This is a genomic window from Vreelandella sp. F11, from assembly GCF_042466685.1.
Classification (GTDB): Bacteria; Pseudomonadota; Gammaproteobacteria; order Pseudomonadales; family Halomonadaceae; genus Vreelandella.
Genome location: NZ_CP170448.1, coordinates 3,127,257 through 3,142,234, shown reverse-complemented (window position 1 = coordinate 3,142,234; position 14,978 = coordinate 3,127,257). Strand labels below are relative to the sequence as shown.

Below are 14,978 nucleotides of genomic sequence, written 5' to 3'. Positions count from 1 at the left end.
AATAAAGAAAGGAGAATAAAGTCAGCAAAGTATAATCGGGGGAAGAATCATAATGATGCGGACTGGCCCATGTAAGTCATGGTGCCCAGGAGAGGACTTGAACCTCCACGTCCATACGGACACTAGCACCTGAAGCTAGCGCGTCTACCAATTCCGCCACCTGGGCGCATCATTTACAGCTTAGTCATTTACAAATTAGTCAGTATCAACTGACTTTTTACCGGTTGTGTTCGTATGGTGCCCAGGAGAGGACTTGAACCTCCACGTCCATACAGACACTAGCACCTGAAGCTAGCGCGTCTACCAATTCCGCCACCTGGGCGAACACAAACCTTGCCTTGCTTGTTACCACTTGCCTTAGCACTGTACTGCTTATACCAATAGATAGCATAAAAGCAGTTTGGTGCCCAGAAGAGGACTTGAACCTCCACGTCCATACGGACACTAGCACCTGAAGCTAGCGCGTCTACCAATTCCGCCATCTGGGCAAGTGGCGCGTATAATACCGGGGTGATGGTTAAATGCAAGACCCAACAGGCGCTTTTTATAAGGCAAATTGTATAAACAACGTCTAAGACGGTTGGGTGATTGAACGTGCAGCGCTATACTGCGCCTATGACTAAACAAAACTCTATTCATTTCAGCCTATCAAACGCTGAAATACCCAGCTCGCAACGCACCGCGTTTGCGCCTTTTTTATGCCTCTCGCAAATGACGCCATCAAGGATGTTGATCGCATGAAGTACTGGACGTTGAGTGATGATCCACACGCTGAGCGCGAGGCGCATAAATATGGCAACCCAGCGCCGAGCCGTGAGTATCTGCTGGCTGCGTTAGAAAGCTATGGCAAGCCTATTACCCACGAAAATATGAGCCGCATGCTAGGGCTGGAAGACGAAGAACTCATAGAAGCCGTTAGGCGCCGGTTGGCGGCTATGGAGCGCGATGGCCAAGTGCTGCGCGATCGCCGCGGTGCTTACGCGTTGATCGATAAACTCGATCTGATTAAAGGCAAGGTGCTTGGGCATCGTGATGGCTTCGGTTTTCTGCTGCGCGATGATGGCAAAAAGCCCGACCTGGTATTGCCCCCACGCCAAATGCGTCGTGTCTTTCATGGTGACCATGTACTGGCACGCATTAGCGGGCGTGACCGACGCGGTCGTGATGAGGCGACCATTGCCGATGTCATTGCGCGTAACACGCAAACCATCGTTGGTGTTTATCGTAGCAACACTCCTGAGTTTGGCATTCTGATACCGGAAAACCCGCGTATTACTCAGGAGGTGATTATTCCTCATAGCGCCTGCGGTGGCGCTAAGGATGGCCAGGTGATCTCGGCCAAGATTGTCCAACAGCCGGCCACCCGGGTGCAGCCGGTGGGCGAAGTGGTCGAAGTGCTGGGTGAGCGTATGGATCCCGGTATGGAAATTGATATTGCCATTCGCAGTTACGATATTCCTGCAGAGTTTCCGCCGGAGGTGCTTGATCAGACCTCCGGTATTTCGGCAGAAGTACTAGAAGGGGATAAGCAACACCGCGTTGATTTGCGTGATGTACCGCTGGTTACCATCGACGATGAGTCTGCCAAAGACTTTGATGACGCTGTGTGTGCTTGGAAAACCAAATCCGGCAGTTGGAAGCTGCTCGTCGCCATCGCGGATGTTTCCCACTATGTACGCCCCGGTACGGCTCTTGACGATGAAGCGCGGACTCGGGGCAACTCGGTCTATTTCCCCGGTCAAGTGGTGCCCATGCTGCCGGAGCTGCTCTCCAACGGGCTCTGTTCGCTTAACCCCCATGTGGATCGCTTGGTCATGGTTTGCGAGATGAATATCTCGCAAACCGGCGCGATTAGCCGCTACCGCTTCTACGAAGCTGTGATGAACTCCCATGCTCGCCTGACCTATAACAAGGTGGCCGCAATTCTTGATGAGGAGAGCGAAGAGGGTGAAACGCTCCGGGCAGAACACAGCGAACTTGTTAAGCCGCTGAAAAATCTGGAAGAGCTCTACTATTTGTTGCGAGAAGCGCGTGTTGAACGTGGCGCTATTGATTTTGATACCACTGAAACGGCGATCATCTTCAATGACGAACGCAAAATCGAAAAAATTGTTCCGCGTAGCCGTAATAATGCTCATAAGCTTATTGAGGAGTGCATGCTGGCCGCCAACGTGGCGACTGCTCGCTTTCTGGATAAACATGATTTGCCTGCACTCTACCGAATTCATGAGCGGCCAACGCCAGAGCGCCTAGACAAGCTGCGCCTCTTCTTAAACGAGCTGGGGCTTTCCGTTGGCGGTGGTGATATGCCGACGCCACAGGATTATCAGGCGCTGCGTGAGGCGATTGCTGAGCGCCCTGACTTCGATATCATCCAAACAGTCATGCTGCGTTCGATGAATCAGGCGGTCTATTCGCCACAAAACGAAGGTCACTTTGGCTTGGCGTATCAAGCCTACGCCCACTTCACCTCGCCAATTCGCCGCTATCCTGATCTGTTAGTGCACCGTGCTATTCGTTCTGTGATCCGCGGCCCGCGTCAGACCAACACGGTGCTGCGCGTAGAGGGTGCGCCGGTTGAGCCGCCCAGCAAGTGGTGTCCGTATACCTTTGAGCAGATGCTTGAGCTGGGTGAGCACTGCTCAATGACTGAGCGCCGCGCCGATGAAGCCACTCGTGATGTAGAGAGTTGGCTGAAGTGTGAGTTTATGTCTGACAAGCTCGGCGAGATGTTCGAAGGTACTATCGCGTCGGTCACTCAGTTTGGTCTGTTTGTTCGTCTGGATGAGTTCTTCGTGGAAGGCTTGGTACATGTGACATCGCTGCCTTCGGACTACTACCACTACGAAGCTGAGAAGCACCGTCTTAAAGGTGAGCGCACCGGCACGACCTATCGCTTGGGTGATGGCCTTACCGTTCAGGTGGCGCGTGTCGATATGGATGACCGTAAGATTGACTTCGGTCTGGGGGATGAAAAACCTCGCCCACGCCGCCAGCCGCGTAAGAGCCGTGGTGGGCAAGAGGGTGCTGGTGCTAAAGGCGCTGGTGTGAAAGGCGATAGCGCAAAAACGGCTGGTGAGAAGAAATCCACTAGCGAGAAGCCCGCCACCCGTCGTGGCCCCCGTCGCACCCGTAATGGCCCGCGCAAACCATCACCGAATAAGGGTTGAGCATGAAGTCGGCGTCATCTCGGCGGGGGCCTAAGACTCCCGATGGCCTGGATCAGGTATACGGCGTTCATGCCCTGCAAAGCCTACTGGACAGAGGTGAAGCACCGCGCGAACTCTGGGTGCAGCAAGGGGCGGGGAGTCGCTTAAAGGAGCTGATCGCTCACGCACAAGCGCAAGGGGCTAAAGTGAAAGAGCAGCCCCGCGACCTGCTCGATCAATTAACCCAGGGCGCGGCTCATCAGGGGGTGGTGGCGTTCTGCCCCCCGTTAACCCCAGAAGGTGAAGAGTCGCTTTGGCTTAAGCTGCGCGCATGGCCCTCGTCTACACCACCGCTGTTGCTAATTCTGGATGGAGTGACGGACGTGCACAACTTTGGCGCCTGCCTGCGCAGTGCTGATGCCGCCGGTGCCCATGGGGTCATTGTGGCAAAGGATAAGGCTGCACCACTTAATGCAACGGTGCGCAAGGTCGCCTGTGGTGCCGCTGAGGTCGTGCCGGTTTATCAAGTGACTAACCTGGCGCGCACTCTGGCCAAGCTAAAAGATGCCGGTGTGTGGATAACCGGTACGGCAGGGGAGGCCCAGTCAAGCGTCTTCGATATAGATATGACCGGCCCGACGGCGTTAGTGATGGGTGCCGAAGGGAAGGGGATGCGACGCTTAACTCGCGAAGCATGCGATAATCTTGCCAAATTACCTATGGCCGGTGAAGTCTCTAGCCTTAATGTTTCGGTGGCCACTGGTATTTGTCTATTTGAGGCTGTTCGCCAGCGTCAGCTTGCAAGTTAATCGCCGTACTACTAAGATACACGCGCCCGTTTGTCTGCAAGCGGGCGTTAGCTGTGAGAATTAGTAATTGAAACTGTCGTGAAAAACAGTTGTTGAAATAAAAGTTCTGTTTGATGCCCCGGTAGCCGCCTAGTGCGGTGGCGGAGCACTTCAGTTAACTCCTTGCTTCCTTGTCGTTGTTTATTGCACTTCGCAATGGCACTCAACGGAAGCTGTCAAACCGCAAGGAGATCCCATGCGTCATTACGAAATCGTGTTTATGGTCCACCCGGATCAAAGCGAGCAGGTGCCGGCGATGGTTGAACGCTACACCAGCATCGTTACTGAAAACAGCGGCACTGTGCACCGTCTAGAAGATTGGGGCCGCCGTCATTTGGCTTACCCGATCAACAAGATCCACAAAGCCCACTACGTGCTGATGAACGTTGAATGTACCGGTGAGACCCTCGATGAGATCGAGAACATCTTCCGTTACAACGACGCCATTATCCGCAGCTTGGTTGTTCGCTGCAAAGAAGCTGTTACTGAAGCTTCTCCGATGATGAAACCGGCAGAAGAAAAACGTCCGCGTCGCGAAGAGAAACCGCGCGCTGAAGAAGAAGAAACTGCCTGATTTTATTCACTGCACGTTTTAAGGAGCTAGTCCATGGCACGTTTTTTCCGTCGCCGTAAGTTTTGCCGCTTTACCGCTGAAGGCATCAAGCAGATCGATTACAAAGATCTGGACACGCTGAAGGCCTACGTTACTGAAACCGGCAAGATCGTTCCAAGCCGTATTACCGGCACCAAAGCACGCTATCAGCGTCAGTTGGCGACCGCTATTAAGCGCTCGCGCTATCTGGCACTGCTGCCCTACTCCGATAGCCACCAGTAAGCGTTTAACGTGATGCTGGCACTAGCCCGATGGCTAATGCGGGGCACGCCTTACGCTGCAGGCGGGGCTGCCTTGGCAACGCTAGTGCCCTGGCTGTTCTGGTTAGGTGCAGCCATCGCCGCGTTGATGACCTTACGCAGAGGCTTTGCTCCTGCGCTACCTGTCATTGTCGCTGCAGCACTACCTGCCGGTTGGTGGTGGGCTCAGGGTGACGTAATTCCGCTGGCTAGCTTACTGCTGGTTACGCTGATGGCCGTCATCCTGCGTGAGAGGATGCGTTGGGGTGAGACCCTGATTGTGGGGACGTTGGTCGCCGCTGTCATGGTTCAGCTTGGCATCTTCAGTCCGCCAGGTGGCACTGAGCTAATGCTTGAGCAGTTGCGAGAAGGTTCGGAAGAAGTGGATCGCATGCTCACGGAATTTGCCAATCAGGGTTACGATACTCAAACCATTGCCTCGCTGGTAGTGGGGGGAGTGACCGGGTTTGTGGTGCTGTTGGCAGCTATCCTGTGTCTGGCACTTGCGCGGAGTTGGCAAGCTGGGTTGTATAACCCAGGTGGCTTCCGGCAAGAGTTCCACGCACTGCGCTTAGCCCCCAAAGAGCTGGCCGTGTTGGTCGCTATTGGGGTGATCGGTATGCTGCTGGGTGCTCATGCTCTGGCGATGCTGGGTTGGATTCCGCTATTGGTCGCTGGCGTTGCGTTAGTGCATGGTTTTATTGGAATAAAGGGGATGAACGGGCTGTGGCTGGTAGCATTTTATGTGCTACTGATCACGACCTGGCCCACGATTCTCATTGTGCTGCTGTTGGGGCTGATTGATACATTCGCGAACGTTCGCGCACGCCTTGCCCGCAGCAACTGACAAGAGGTTTACGAGATGGAAGTCATTCTGCTCGACAACATTGGTAAGCTGGGCGGCCTGGGTGACAAGGTCACTGTGAAGCCTGGTTATGGTCGTAACTACTTGGTGCCTTACGGTTTAGCCGTACCGGCCACTAAAGATAACATCGAAGCGTTTGAAGCACAGCGTGCTGAGCTCGAAGCGCAAGCCGCTGAGCGTAAGGCAGAAGCCGAAGCGCGTGCTGAGCAGCTAAATGACATCGAGCTCTCTTTGGTTTCCAAAGCAGGCGACGAAGGCAAACTGTTTGGTTCTATCGGCCCGCGTGACCTGGCTGATGCGATTTCCTCTGCTGGCATCGATATTGCCAAGAGCGAAGTACGTATGCCGAATGGCCCGATTCGTCAAACCGGCGAATACGACATCACCCTTCATTTGCATGCTGAAGTGGACGCTGTTGTACGCGTAGTAGTAGTTGCAGAGTAAGTGAGTGTAATTAAGTTAGTAACAGCGTAACGCCGTTACTAACTGCAGCTAAGACAGCTGCCTCAAAAGGCGCGGGGTTTCTCCCGCGCCTTTTGTTTTTCTGGGTGCTGGGTGTTGCCTAAACTATCTAGCCCATTGCTGCTGGGTATTTTAAGGCAACATCTTGATCGTGTTGGTAGTCGCGCTACATACGGCTAAGATAAGCATCTTCACCGGCTACACCGTTGTGTTTAAAGGAGCTCGCTATGCAGGACCAGCCTTCTGCCGATAAAGAAACGGCAGCGTTAAAACTGCCGCCGCATTCGTTGGAGGCGGAGCAGTCGGTACTAGGCGGGCTCATGCTGGATAACCAGGCTTGGGATAACGTCTCAGAGCGGTTGGTCGCTGATGATTTCTACCGCTATGAGCACCGTTTGGTATTCAACGTGATGATTCATCTGGCGGAATCCGGTCAACCTCTGGACGTGGTGACGCTTTCCGAAGCGCTGGAAGCGCGTGATCATTTGGATACCGTAGGCGGATTGGCGTTTTTGGCTGAGCTTGCGCGTAACACACCTTCTGCCAGCAATATTCGCGCCTACGCGGATATCGTGCGTGAGCGGGCAACGCTACGTAAGCTGATCCGTGCTGCTAACCAAATTGCCGATAGCGCCTTTACGCCCCAGGGGCGTCCAGCGGATGAGTTACTCAACGAAGCCGAGCGGTTAGTGTTCCAGATTGCCGAGGAGCGTCCCAAAACGGGCGGGCCTATTGGCATGAGTGATCTACTGACCAAAGCGGTTGATCGCATCGACGAGCTGTTTAATCTAAAAGGTGAGATGACCGGGCTTTCCACCGGATTCCGTGACCTGGATGAAATGACTTCCGGTTTACAGCCTTCCGATATGGTGGTCATCGCCGGAAGGCCCTCTATGGGTAAAACCACCTTCGCGATGAACTTGGTGGAGCATGCGGTTATCTCCAGCGACAAGCCGGTAATGGTGTTCTCCATGGAGATGCCCGCCGAGTCGCTGATGCTGAGGATGCTGTCGTCTCTAGGTAGGATTGATCAGACCCGGGTGCGTACCGGGCAGTTGGAAGACGAGGATTGGCCACGCCTTACCTCCGCCGTCAATCTGCTTAAAGACAAGCAGCTGTTTATCGACGATACCGCGGCCTTGTCACCCAACGAGATGCGCTCAAGATTACGCCGTGTGGTGCGTGAACACGGCAATATTGCGTTGGTGATGATCGATTATCTGCAGTTGATGCAGATCCCTGGCTTTGGTGAAAACCGTACTGGCGAGATTTCCGAGATTTCACGCTCCTTGAAGGGGTTGGCAAAAGAGTTTAGTTGCCCCGTCGTGGCACTCTCCCAGCTAAACCGCTCCTTGGAGCAGCGTCCCAACAAGCGTCCGGTTATGTCGGATCTTAGGGAGTCTGGAGCGATCGAGCAGGATGCAGACGTCATTGCCTTCGTTTATCGCGATGAGGTCTATAATCCAGATAATCCTGACAATCAGGGGATAGCCGAGTTGATTATCGGTAAGCAGCGTAATGGCCCTATCGGCACGGTGCATATGGCGTTTATCGGCAGATATACCCGCTTTGAGGATTTGGCCCCGGACAGTTACGGCCAAGCGTTCGGTGACTAGTTTTGTAAAGACTGGTTTTGTAACGACTGATTTGTAGAGACAGCTTTGTGATGAGTCACTTGAGGATGGGGAGCGAGCTCGTATAATGCCCCACCCACGATATGTAAAAACGGGAGCAGCAAATGGCAGGTGGATTTCGGCGCGGTAACCGGCAGCGCCTTCCTAAGTTAGAAGGTCGCGGTGAGCTAGAGGCGATAGAGCGGGAAGGCCCTTTCAAAGAGTGGCTGGGTATGCCTGACCTTTATCGCTACCATTTGGTAGTCGCGGGCGAGAAGTATAGTTACCAGACCGAAGATGGCGAGCTGCCTGTGACGGTGGGAGATAAGGTCGTGTTTCGCTACAAAGAGACTAAGGGGGGCAATTGGATTGACCGCAATTCGCTTGGTAAAGCCATCGACCCCTCTGAATATCAATGATCGAATGATGTCTTGACCTTCCGGTCAGGAACTCTCTTGCACTATTGGCCTCCTAGCTATTAATGTCTAGTGATTGCTTGTTGTCATTACATTGCAATGACGGGGCAACAGAAGTGTCATAGGGTGCAGTCATGCTGTGCCCTGATGACATATTCTGAAGACATACCGTCTGACATAACGTATGAAATAGCCAAATAATAGGAGGGAACCATGGAACTGAAGGATCTTAAGCAGTTTGTCGCCAATCACGACAACTTTGAAATTCGCGTGATTACCCATTCGGGCAGCCGTTTTTATCAAATTGAGCTGGAAGACGTGGAAGGTGAGCGCCATATGCTGATGCAGCGTGCCAAGCCGATGCTGTTTCGCTCGCTGGACGATGCCTATATGGATCTCAAGCGCGCTGGAATACACCGCGCATACCTGGTTCAGCACGTACCGCATGATGAAGTAATAGGCCGCGATGCACACTATAGTGAGCCACTTACATCGCGTATGCCGCTTGTCTTTTAACACTACTCATCTTTGACGTTTAGCCTGACGCTTTTCCCACCACCGCCCAAGCCTGATTCGGCGACGGGCAAAATACCGGTAACCGGCGTTCATTGCGCCGTATAGACCTGGTAAGCAAGACAACTTCACCAGCCGCTGATAGCCCAACACTGCATAGAGGGCACGGCTGGCATCCATACCGATGAACCAATTCCCTTGGCTATCGCGCAGGTGCAATTGTCCCATCATGGCGTTAAATTCTTTTCCATGCTCCTTGGCGTTAAAGCCCCCAGCCTGAATATCTACCAGCGCAATATGTTCCCGATGGCGATGCTTCTTAAGCCACGCGACTTCCTGCTGGCAGAAAGGGCAGTGACCGTCGTGAAATAGCGTAACCGGCGGTGACGCGTTTAGCGGTGCGTAGCGGCTCATTGGGGCTCCTTCTGAGTATCGATCGTATTAGCTATTGCCTGTGGTAGTGGCATAGCCTGCAGTGTGACAGGTTTGCCCGTAGCCAGGTGATACTTTCAATTGCGCCAAGAAGCTTTCAGCCTGCTGGTGCATTGCTTCACGCTTGTCTTCAGACATACGGCTAAGCGAGCCGTATATCAGCTTCATGCGCGGATTTTTATTCAATTGCTCGGCGTTGTTTTCAAGAAAGTGCCAGTACAGGCTATTGAAAGGGCAGGCGTTAGGCCCCGTTACCTGCTTGGGTGAGTAGCGGCAGTGCTGGCAATGGTCGGACATTTTGTCGATATATTTACCCGAGGCGCAGTAGGGCTTTGAGCCCATTAAGCCACCGTCTGCATGCAGCACCATGCCCAACGTGTTAGGCAGCTCTACCCACTCGCTGGCGTCGGCATAAACGGCTAGGTACCAGTCGCATAGTGCCTCGGGTTTAACGCCGCATAGCAGTGCGAAATTGCCCGTGACCATCAGTCGTTGAATATGGTGGGCGTAGCAGTTGTCGATAGTCATCTGAATAGCACGCTGCAGGCAGCGCATATCGGTATCAGCGTCCCAGTAAAAGGCGGGTAAATCGCGCTTAAAACCTAGCTGGTTGGCGCTTTTATAGCTTGGCATCTGTGTCCAGTAGAGCCCGCGTACATATTCGCGCCAGCCAAGAATTTGGCGGATAAACCCCTCGGCGGCGTTGATCGGTACATCACCATCGTAATAGCGCTGCTCAGCGGCTGCGCAGACCTCATGGGGCGACAGCAAGCCAATGTTCATCGCCGCAGAAAGCCGCGAGTGATACAGATAGGGAGCTGAGTCGCTGATTGCATCCTGATAGCGGCCAAAATCCGCCAGTCCATGATTCATGAAATGGTGTAAATCCCCCAGCGCTTGGCGGCGAGTGACCGGTAGGTTGAAATTTTCCGCAGACCCCATGTGGTCGCCGAAGTGACGCTTGGCATCGCTGAGCGCTTCTTGGGTGATCTCATCCTGGCGGTGTTGAGGAAGCTCAGGAAACTCGAGCGCGGCCTTGATAGGCTGGCGATTATCGTGGTCAAAATTCCATTTGCCGCCGGCGGGTTCGTCGCCCTCCATCAAGAGCCCGGTACGCTTGCGCTGCTCCCGGTAAAAGTACTCAAGTCGAAGCTGTTTGCGGCCTTTGGCCCAGTGGGCGAAATCCTCCGGGGTGGTGAAGAAGCGATCGTCCTCAAGGAGTCGCCAGGGAGTCGTTAAACTTTCGCGCTGCTGCATCGACGCCCATAGTCGCCACTCCCCCGGTCGGGCAACGCGTATCTCATCGCAGCCATACTGTTGGGCGATGCGTTCGGCCTCCTCAATGAGTGAGTGACAGTTATCCGCATCATCCAGCGCGCTGTAATGTACTTGAAAGCCTTTGTCGCGCAGCGCCTGGGCAAAATGACGCATGGCGGCCAAAAAGAGGCCAATTTTGTGAATATGGTGCGGCACATAGCGCGCTTCTTCAGCGACTTCGCACAGGGCGACGACGGCATTAGCGGGCACGTTTTGCAGCGTTGTGAGTGAAAATGAGAGCTGATCGCCAAGAACTAAAAGCAAAGGCTTGGACATGAGTTGCCTCAGGGTTATACAAATGATGTTGATAGTATAACTTTATGCCGCCACTTTGCCGAAAAGTGTTAGGATTTAGTTAATTGATATATGTACCGAGCACCATCGCTATTTTTCAGGAGCATGAGTAATGACCGAGTATGTCGTCAAGGATCAGCCGGGCGAGGGCCGTTTGGCCCATGCACCCAGCGATCATCCGCCGGTAGCGCGTGCCAAGGTGGGCGTTGTGCTAGCGAACCTGGGCACCCCGGATGCCACTGACTATTGGTCAATGCGTCGTTACCTCAATGAATTTCTGTCGGACAAGCGCGTGGTCGACTATGCCGGTTGGAAATGGCAACCGCTACTTCAACTGATTATTTTGACTAAGCGCCCGTTCTCATCGGGCAAGGCCTACCGTGGCATCTGGAATAATGAAAAGAACGAAAGCCCGTTGCTGACAACGACGCGTGCCCAGACGGAGAAGATGACCGCGCGCTTAAAAGCGCTTTACGGTGACGATGTTGAAGTCGATTTCTGCATGCGCTACGGCAACCCCTCTACGGAAAGCGTGCTGACGCGATTAAAAGAGAAGGGCTGTGAACGTATCGTATTCTTTCCGCTTTATCCTCAGTACGGGTCACCGACAACGGCAACGGCGAATGATCAGGCGTTTCGCACCCTGATGAAGATGAAGTGGCAGCCTTATATACGTACGGTGCCAGCATACTTTGAACATCCTGCCTACATTCAGGCGTTGGCTAACTCGGTGCAAGAAGCCTATGACGGTTTCTCAACCCGGCCTACCAAGTTGGTGGCCAGTTACCATGGCGTTCCCGAGCGCTACCTGTTGGAGGGTGATCCTTACCACTGCCAGTGTCAGAAAACGACACGTTTGCTCCGCGAGAAACTTGGCTTTAGCAAAGAGGAGGTGGACACCGCGTTTCAGTCGCAGTTTGGCCCCGAAAAGTGGGTCGGCCCGCAAACCGTTAAGCATGTGGCGGAGCTCGCCGAGCAGGGGCATAAACACATTGCGATTATGTCGCCAGCCTTCTCCTCTGACTGTGTCGAAACCTTGGAGGAGATCGAAGAGGAGATCCGCGATAGCTTCATGGAGGCGGGAGGCGAAACGTTCAGCTATATACCTTGCCTCAATGATCGCGATGACCATATCGATGCTTTGCTCGCCGTCATCAATAATGAGTTGGCCGGATGGCTATCGGCTCCCTAGTGTAACTATTTGCTGTTAAATCTTGCTCGCGGCAGCCGCAGTGCGCATTAAGGCGCTTGCGGCTGCTTGCGTTTAAGGGTTTGACTGGTCAGCCAAAACTGACTGTTATAAAGTGTACAACTTTAGAATCACTATTATTCAACGCTGGCATGCCAGTGATTAGGCACGATGCCTGGGCTATAGCCGCTGTCTGATGGTGAGCCTTTCGTTATTCAGGAGGTTTCGCTTGATACAATTCGCCGTTTTAATGGGATTCGTGCTGGCGGCGCTGTCGCCAATGTTGAACGGCTGGTTCGGTCAGCGCACCAGTCTTGTACTGGCCCTGTTTCCTGCCGGACTGGCCGCATGGTTGGCGCTACAAGCTCTGGAGGTTATTGAGAACGGCAGTCTGCTTTTAGAGTGGCAGTGGGTGCCTTCTTTGGGCATCACTCTTACCTTCCTCTTGGACGGTTTATCGCTGCTCTTCGGGTTGTTAATTACCGTTATGGGTGCCTGCGTGCTGGTCTATGCCGGTGGCTACCTTAAAGATCACCCTGATCTTGCTCGTTTCCATATCGCCCTGGTCGCTTTCATGGTCTCGATGCTGGGGTTGGTGTTAGCTGACGGGCTGTTGACGCTGTTTATCTTCTGGGAGCTGACCAGCATTACCTCCTATTTGCTGATTGGTTTTAACCACGCTGACGTTAACGCGCGTAAATCAGCGCGGCAGGGCTTATTCGTTACCGTAGCGGGCGGATTGGCGTTAATGGCTGGGCTAGTGCTGTTAGGGATTGCCAGCGGTAGCTGGTCGCTGGCGGAAATCCTGGGCCAGGAAGCCGACCTGCGCGAACATGCGCTCTACACACCCATGCTGATCTGTTTGCTGCTGGGCGCCTTCACTAAATCGGCTCAGTTTCCGTTTCACTTCTGGCTACCCAATGCCATGGCGGCGCCGACACCGGTTTCGGCCTACTTGCACTCTGCCACCATGGTGAAAGCGGGTATTTATCTGCTGGCGCGCTTACACCCAGAGCTGGGTGGAACGGCGATGTGGGTCGGCACTCTTTCCGTGGTCGGGGCGATTACGATGCTGGTCGGGGCGTTTCTAGCGATTCACCACACCAATATCAAAAAGCTGCTGGCCTACTCGACCATTATGGCACTGGGCACGCTGACGATGCTCTTGGGCATTGGCACCGAGTATGCGATGACCGCCTTTGTTACTTTTCTATTGGCGCATTCGCTTTATAAAGGCGCGCTGTTTATGGTCGCCGGCATTCTTGATCACGAAACCGGTACCAAAGACGTTACTCAAATGGGCGGGCTTCGCTCACTGATGCCGGTAACCGCCACCATTGCCCTGGTCGCAGCACTCTCGTTTGCCGGTGTGCCGCCGCTTCTCGGCTTTATCGGTAAAGAGTTAATGCTTGAGTCAGTGCTCGGCGCCGATAGCTTCCGAACGCTACTCGTGTTGTTCGCCTTTCTGGCTTCAATTTTGACTATTGCCGTCGCCTTTATTGTGGCGTTACGGCCTTTTTACGGTAAACGTCACCAAACCCCGCTAGAGCCCCATGAAGCGCCCTTGAGCATGCTAATAGGGCCTGCGCTGCTGGTGATAATGTCGCTATTACTGGGCCTGATCCCCGCTGTGCTGGGTGCCGATGCGCTATTAACGGCAACCGCCTCGGCTATATCCGGGCAACCGATAGAGGTGGCGCTGTCGCTTTGGTATGGCATTAACATCGCGTTGATCATGTCGATCATTAGCCTTGGCTTGGGCTTCTTGCTGTTTAAGCGTTGGGACGCTGTGCGTGGCAAGCTTTCTGTGTTGGCGCCGGTAATGCGCCATGGCCCCGAGGCGGGATATGAAAGCATGATGAACGGCATAGTCTATTTCTCAGAGTGGCAAACACGGCTTCTGCAAAACGGCTATATGCGGAACTATATTTTGGTGATGTTAATCACGCTCATCGCACTCATCGGTAATTCAATTCTGCTGCGCCATTCACCGCAATTCGCCCTTGACCTGGATGTACGTTTCCATGAGGTAGTTGTGGTGGGGAGTATGGTGATGGGAGCTCTGTTCGCGACTATTTCTCGGTCTCGGTTGGGGGCAGTGGTGTCGGTCGGGATTATGGGGTTCTCTATCGCACTGATTTTTATCCTGTTTAGTGCGCCGGACTTGGCGATTACCCAACTGCTAGTAGAAACCTTAACGGTCATTTTACTCGTCCTGGTGCTATTCCGCCTGCCACGCTTTTCCAATCTCTCCACCAGCCTGGAGCGCATACGCGACGGCGTGGTGGCCGCTATGGTGGGTATCTTGATATGTCTACTGATTATGACGTCATGGAGCATTCAACAATTTGAGCCCATTTCGACCTATATGATTGAGAACAGTGCACCGTTGGCTTATGGCCGCAATATCGTCAATGTCATTTTGGTCGATTACCGTGCCTTGGATACGCTAGGCGAGATGTTCGTGTTAGCTCTCGCTGCGATTGGTGTTATCGCCATGTTGAAGCTACGCCATGGAGAAGTGCGTAATGGTGAAGGCAACAGCATGAAAACCGCCGAAAACAGCAAACTGGTTGCCAAGGAGCCTTACGATGGTTAAGTCAGGCACGATTATTCTTAATACCGCTGCACGCTTTTTAATGCCGCTGCAGTTGCTGTTTTCTGTTTTCTTACTGTTGAGAGGGCACGATGAGCCGGGCGGTGGCTTTATTGCCGGATTGGTGGCGGCGGGGGCATTTACGCTGTATCTGTTTGCTTTTGGTGTTAGCGCTACTAAAGAAGTGCTGCGCATGGTCGACCCTCGCGATTTGATTGGCGTTGGCTTGCTGTTGGGAATGATCTCGGTGGTGCCGGCCTGGTTTATGGGCCAACCCTTTTTGACCGCTCAGTGGTGGACTATTCCGGTTATCGACTTTAAAGCTTCCACACCGCTAATTTTCGATATAGGCGTCTACTTTGCCGTGCTAGGTTCGGTCACCGGTATGGTGATGACGCTTATGGAGGTCGACAAGGATGAACCTTGAGTTAA

The 14,978-nt window shown here is 53.5% G+C and carries 14 protein-coding genes and 3 tRNA genes; 12 read left to right on the top strand and 5 right to left on the bottom strand.

The features are described from left to right. Positions 1-79 precede the first annotated feature (79 nt). The 3 genes from ACFIOZ_RS14390 to ACFIOZ_RS14380 form a co-directional block, all read right to left on the bottom strand. Positions 80-166: transfer RNA gene (locus ACFIOZ_RS14390), tRNA-Leu, on the bottom strand. Positions 167-235: 69 nt separating this feature from the next. Then, positions 236-322, bottom strand: a tRNA-Leu gene (locus tag ACFIOZ_RS14385). Between the two features lie 79 nt (positions 323-401). Next, a tRNA-Leu gene (locus ACFIOZ_RS14380) sits at positions 402-488 on the bottom strand. Between the two features lie 249 nt (positions 489-737). Here ACFIOZ_RS14380 and rnr point away from each other — a divergent pair. The 9 genes from rnr (at position 738) to ACFIOZ_RS14335 (ending at position 8,721) form a co-directional block, all read left to right on the top strand. Beyond that, the gene (gene rnr, locus ACFIOZ_RS14375) at positions 738-3,170 is read left to right on the top strand and encodes a ribonuclease R (protein WP_386084090.1); all 2,433 of its coding nucleotides are present in this window, start codon (positions 738-740) and stop codon (positions 3,168-3,170) included. A 2-nt stretch (positions 3,171-3,172) separates the two neighbouring features. Next, positions 3,173-3,958, top strand: coding sequence for a 23S rRNA (guanosine(2251)-2'-O)-methyltransferase RlmB (gene rlmB / locus ACFIOZ_RS14370; protein WP_386078959.1), 786 nt, complete (start codon positions 3,173-3,175; stop codon positions 3,956-3,958). 235 nt (positions 3,959-4,193) lie between these two features. Next, entirely contained in the window at positions 4,194-4,571 is a 378-nt protein-coding gene (rpsF, locus tag ACFIOZ_RS14365) for a 30S ribosomal protein S6 (protein ID WP_133730183.1), read from the top strand. A gap of 33 nt (positions 4,572-4,604) precedes the next feature. Continuing rightward, positions 4,605-4,832 (top strand): 30S ribosomal protein S18, encoded by a 228-nt coding sequence (rpsR, locus tag ACFIOZ_RS14360; protein ID WP_007113337.1) that lies wholly within the window; start codon positions 4,605-4,607, stop codon positions 4,830-4,832. 12 nt (positions 4,833-4,844) lie between these two features. Further along, a complete protein-coding gene (locus tag ACFIOZ_RS14355) occupies positions 4,845-5,696 on the top strand; it encodes a hypothetical protein (RefSeq protein WP_386084088.1) in 852 nt (283 codons plus the stop codon). A 15-nt stretch (positions 5,697-5,711) separates the two neighbouring features. Beyond that, complete coding sequence (gene rplI / locus ACFIOZ_RS14350; RefSeq protein ID WP_022522724.1) at positions 5,712-6,158, top strand: 50S ribosomal protein L9; 447 nt, start codon at positions 5,712-5,714, stop codon at positions 6,156-6,158. A 245-nt stretch (positions 6,159-6,403) separates the two neighbouring features. Continuing rightward, entirely contained in the window at positions 6,404-7,792 is a 1,389-nt protein-coding gene (dnaB, locus tag ACFIOZ_RS14345) for a replicative DNA helicase (protein ID WP_386078954.1), read from the top strand. Positions 7,793-7,914: 122 nt separating this feature from the next. Continuing rightward, the gene (locus ACFIOZ_RS14340) at positions 7,915-8,208 is read left to right on the top strand and encodes a hypothetical protein (RefSeq protein WP_022522725.1); all 294 of its coding nucleotides are present in this window, start codon (positions 7,915-7,917) and stop codon (positions 8,206-8,208) included. A 210-nt stretch (positions 8,209-8,418) separates the two neighbouring features. Further along, on the top strand, positions 8,419-8,721 hold the full coding sequence (locus ACFIOZ_RS14335; RefSeq protein WP_386078952.1) for a DUF6482 family protein: 303 nt from the start codon (positions 8,419-8,421) through the stop codon (positions 8,719-8,721). A gap of 6 nt (positions 8,722-8,727) precedes the next feature. Here ACFIOZ_RS14335 and ACFIOZ_RS14330 read toward each other — a convergent pair whose 3' ends face one another. Both ACFIOZ_RS14330 and ACFIOZ_RS14325 read right to left on the bottom strand, forming a co-directional pair. Beyond that, complete coding sequence (locus ACFIOZ_RS14330) at positions 8,728-9,132, bottom strand: thiol-disulfide oxidoreductase DCC family protein (RefSeq protein WP_386078949.1); 405 nt, start codon at positions 9,130-9,132, stop codon at positions 8,728-8,730. A 27-nt stretch (positions 9,133-9,159) separates the two neighbouring features. Next, on the bottom strand, positions 9,160-10,743 hold the full coding sequence (locus ACFIOZ_RS14325) for a cryptochrome/photolyase family protein (protein ID WP_386078946.1): 1,584 nt from the start codon (positions 10,741-10,743) through the stop codon (positions 9,160-9,162). A 130-nt stretch (positions 10,744-10,873) separates the two neighbouring features. Here ACFIOZ_RS14325 and hemH point away from each other — a divergent pair, with 130 nt between their 5' ends. The 3 genes from hemH to ACFIOZ_RS14310 all read left to right on the top strand — a co-directional run bounded on the left by hemH (position 10,874) and on the right by ACFIOZ_RS14310 (position 14,973). After that, the gene (hemH, locus tag ACFIOZ_RS14320) at positions 10,874-11,953 is read left to right on the top strand and encodes a ferrochelatase (RefSeq protein ID WP_386078943.1); all 1,080 of its coding nucleotides are present in this window, start codon (positions 10,874-10,876) and stop codon (positions 11,951-11,953) included. A 229-nt stretch (positions 11,954-12,182) separates the two neighbouring features. Continuing rightward, entirely contained in the window at positions 12,183-14,549 is a 2,367-nt protein-coding gene (locus ACFIOZ_RS14315) for a putative monovalent cation/H+ antiporter subunit A (protein WP_386084086.1), read from the top strand. Further along, on the top strand, positions 14,542-14,973 hold the full coding sequence (locus ACFIOZ_RS14310) for a Na+/H+ antiporter subunit B (protein ID WP_007113326.1): 432 nt from the start codon (positions 14,542-14,544) through the stop codon (positions 14,971-14,973). The genes ACFIOZ_RS14315 and ACFIOZ_RS14310 overlap by 8 nt, the downstream gene beginning before the upstream one ends. Positions 14,974-14,978: the final 5 nt, after the last annotated feature.

What these genes read in the sequence shown, in the direction of transcription:
- rnr (WP_386084090.1), top strand. Translation starts at nt 738, where the DNA reads ATGAAGTACTGGACGTTGAGTGATGATCCACACGCTGAGCGCGAGGCG.
- rlmB (WP_386078959.1), top strand. Translation starts at nt 3,173, where the DNA reads ATGAAGTCGGCGTCATCTCGGCGGGGGCCTAAGACTCCCGATGGCCTG.
- rpsF (WP_133730183.1), top strand. Translation starts at nt 4,194, where the DNA reads ATGCGTCATTACGAAATCGTGTTTATGGTCCACCCGGATCAAAGCGAG.
- rpsR (WP_007113337.1), top strand. Translation starts at nt 4,605, where the DNA reads ATGGCACGTTTTTTCCGTCGCCGTAAGTTTTGCCGCTTTACCGCTGAA.
- ACFIOZ_RS14355 (WP_386084088.1), top strand. Translation starts at nt 4,845, where the DNA reads ATGCTGGCACTAGCCCGATGGCTAATGCGGGGCACGCCTTACGCTGCA.
- rplI (WP_022522724.1), top strand. Translation starts at nt 5,712, where the DNA reads ATGGAAGTCATTCTGCTCGACAACATTGGTAAGCTGGGCGGCCTGGGT.
- dnaB (WP_386078954.1), top strand. Translation starts at nt 6,404, where the DNA reads ATGCAGGACCAGCCTTCTGCCGATAAAGAAACGGCAGCGTTAAAACTG.
- ACFIOZ_RS14340 (WP_022522725.1), top strand. Translation starts at nt 7,915, where the DNA reads ATGGCAGGTGGATTTCGGCGCGGTAACCGGCAGCGCCTTCCTAAGTTA.
- ACFIOZ_RS14335 (WP_386078952.1), top strand. Translation starts at nt 8,419, where the DNA reads ATGGAACTGAAGGATCTTAAGCAGTTTGTCGCCAATCACGACAACTTT.
- ACFIOZ_RS14330 (WP_386078949.1), bottom strand. Translation starts at nt 9,132, where the DNA reads ATGAGCCGCTACGCACCGCTAAACGCGTCACCGCCGGTTACGCTATTT.
- ACFIOZ_RS14325 (WP_386078946.1), bottom strand. Translation starts at nt 10,743, where the DNA reads ATGTCCAAGCCTTTGCTTTTAGTTCTTGGCGATCAGCTCTCATTTTCA.
- hemH (WP_386078943.1), top strand. Translation starts at nt 10,874, where the DNA reads ATGACCGAGTATGTCGTCAAGGATCAGCCGGGCGAGGGCCGTTTGGCC.
- ACFIOZ_RS14310 (WP_007113326.1), top strand. Translation starts at nt 14,542, where the DNA reads ATGGTTAAGTCAGGCACGATTATTCTTAATACCGCTGCACGCTTTTTA.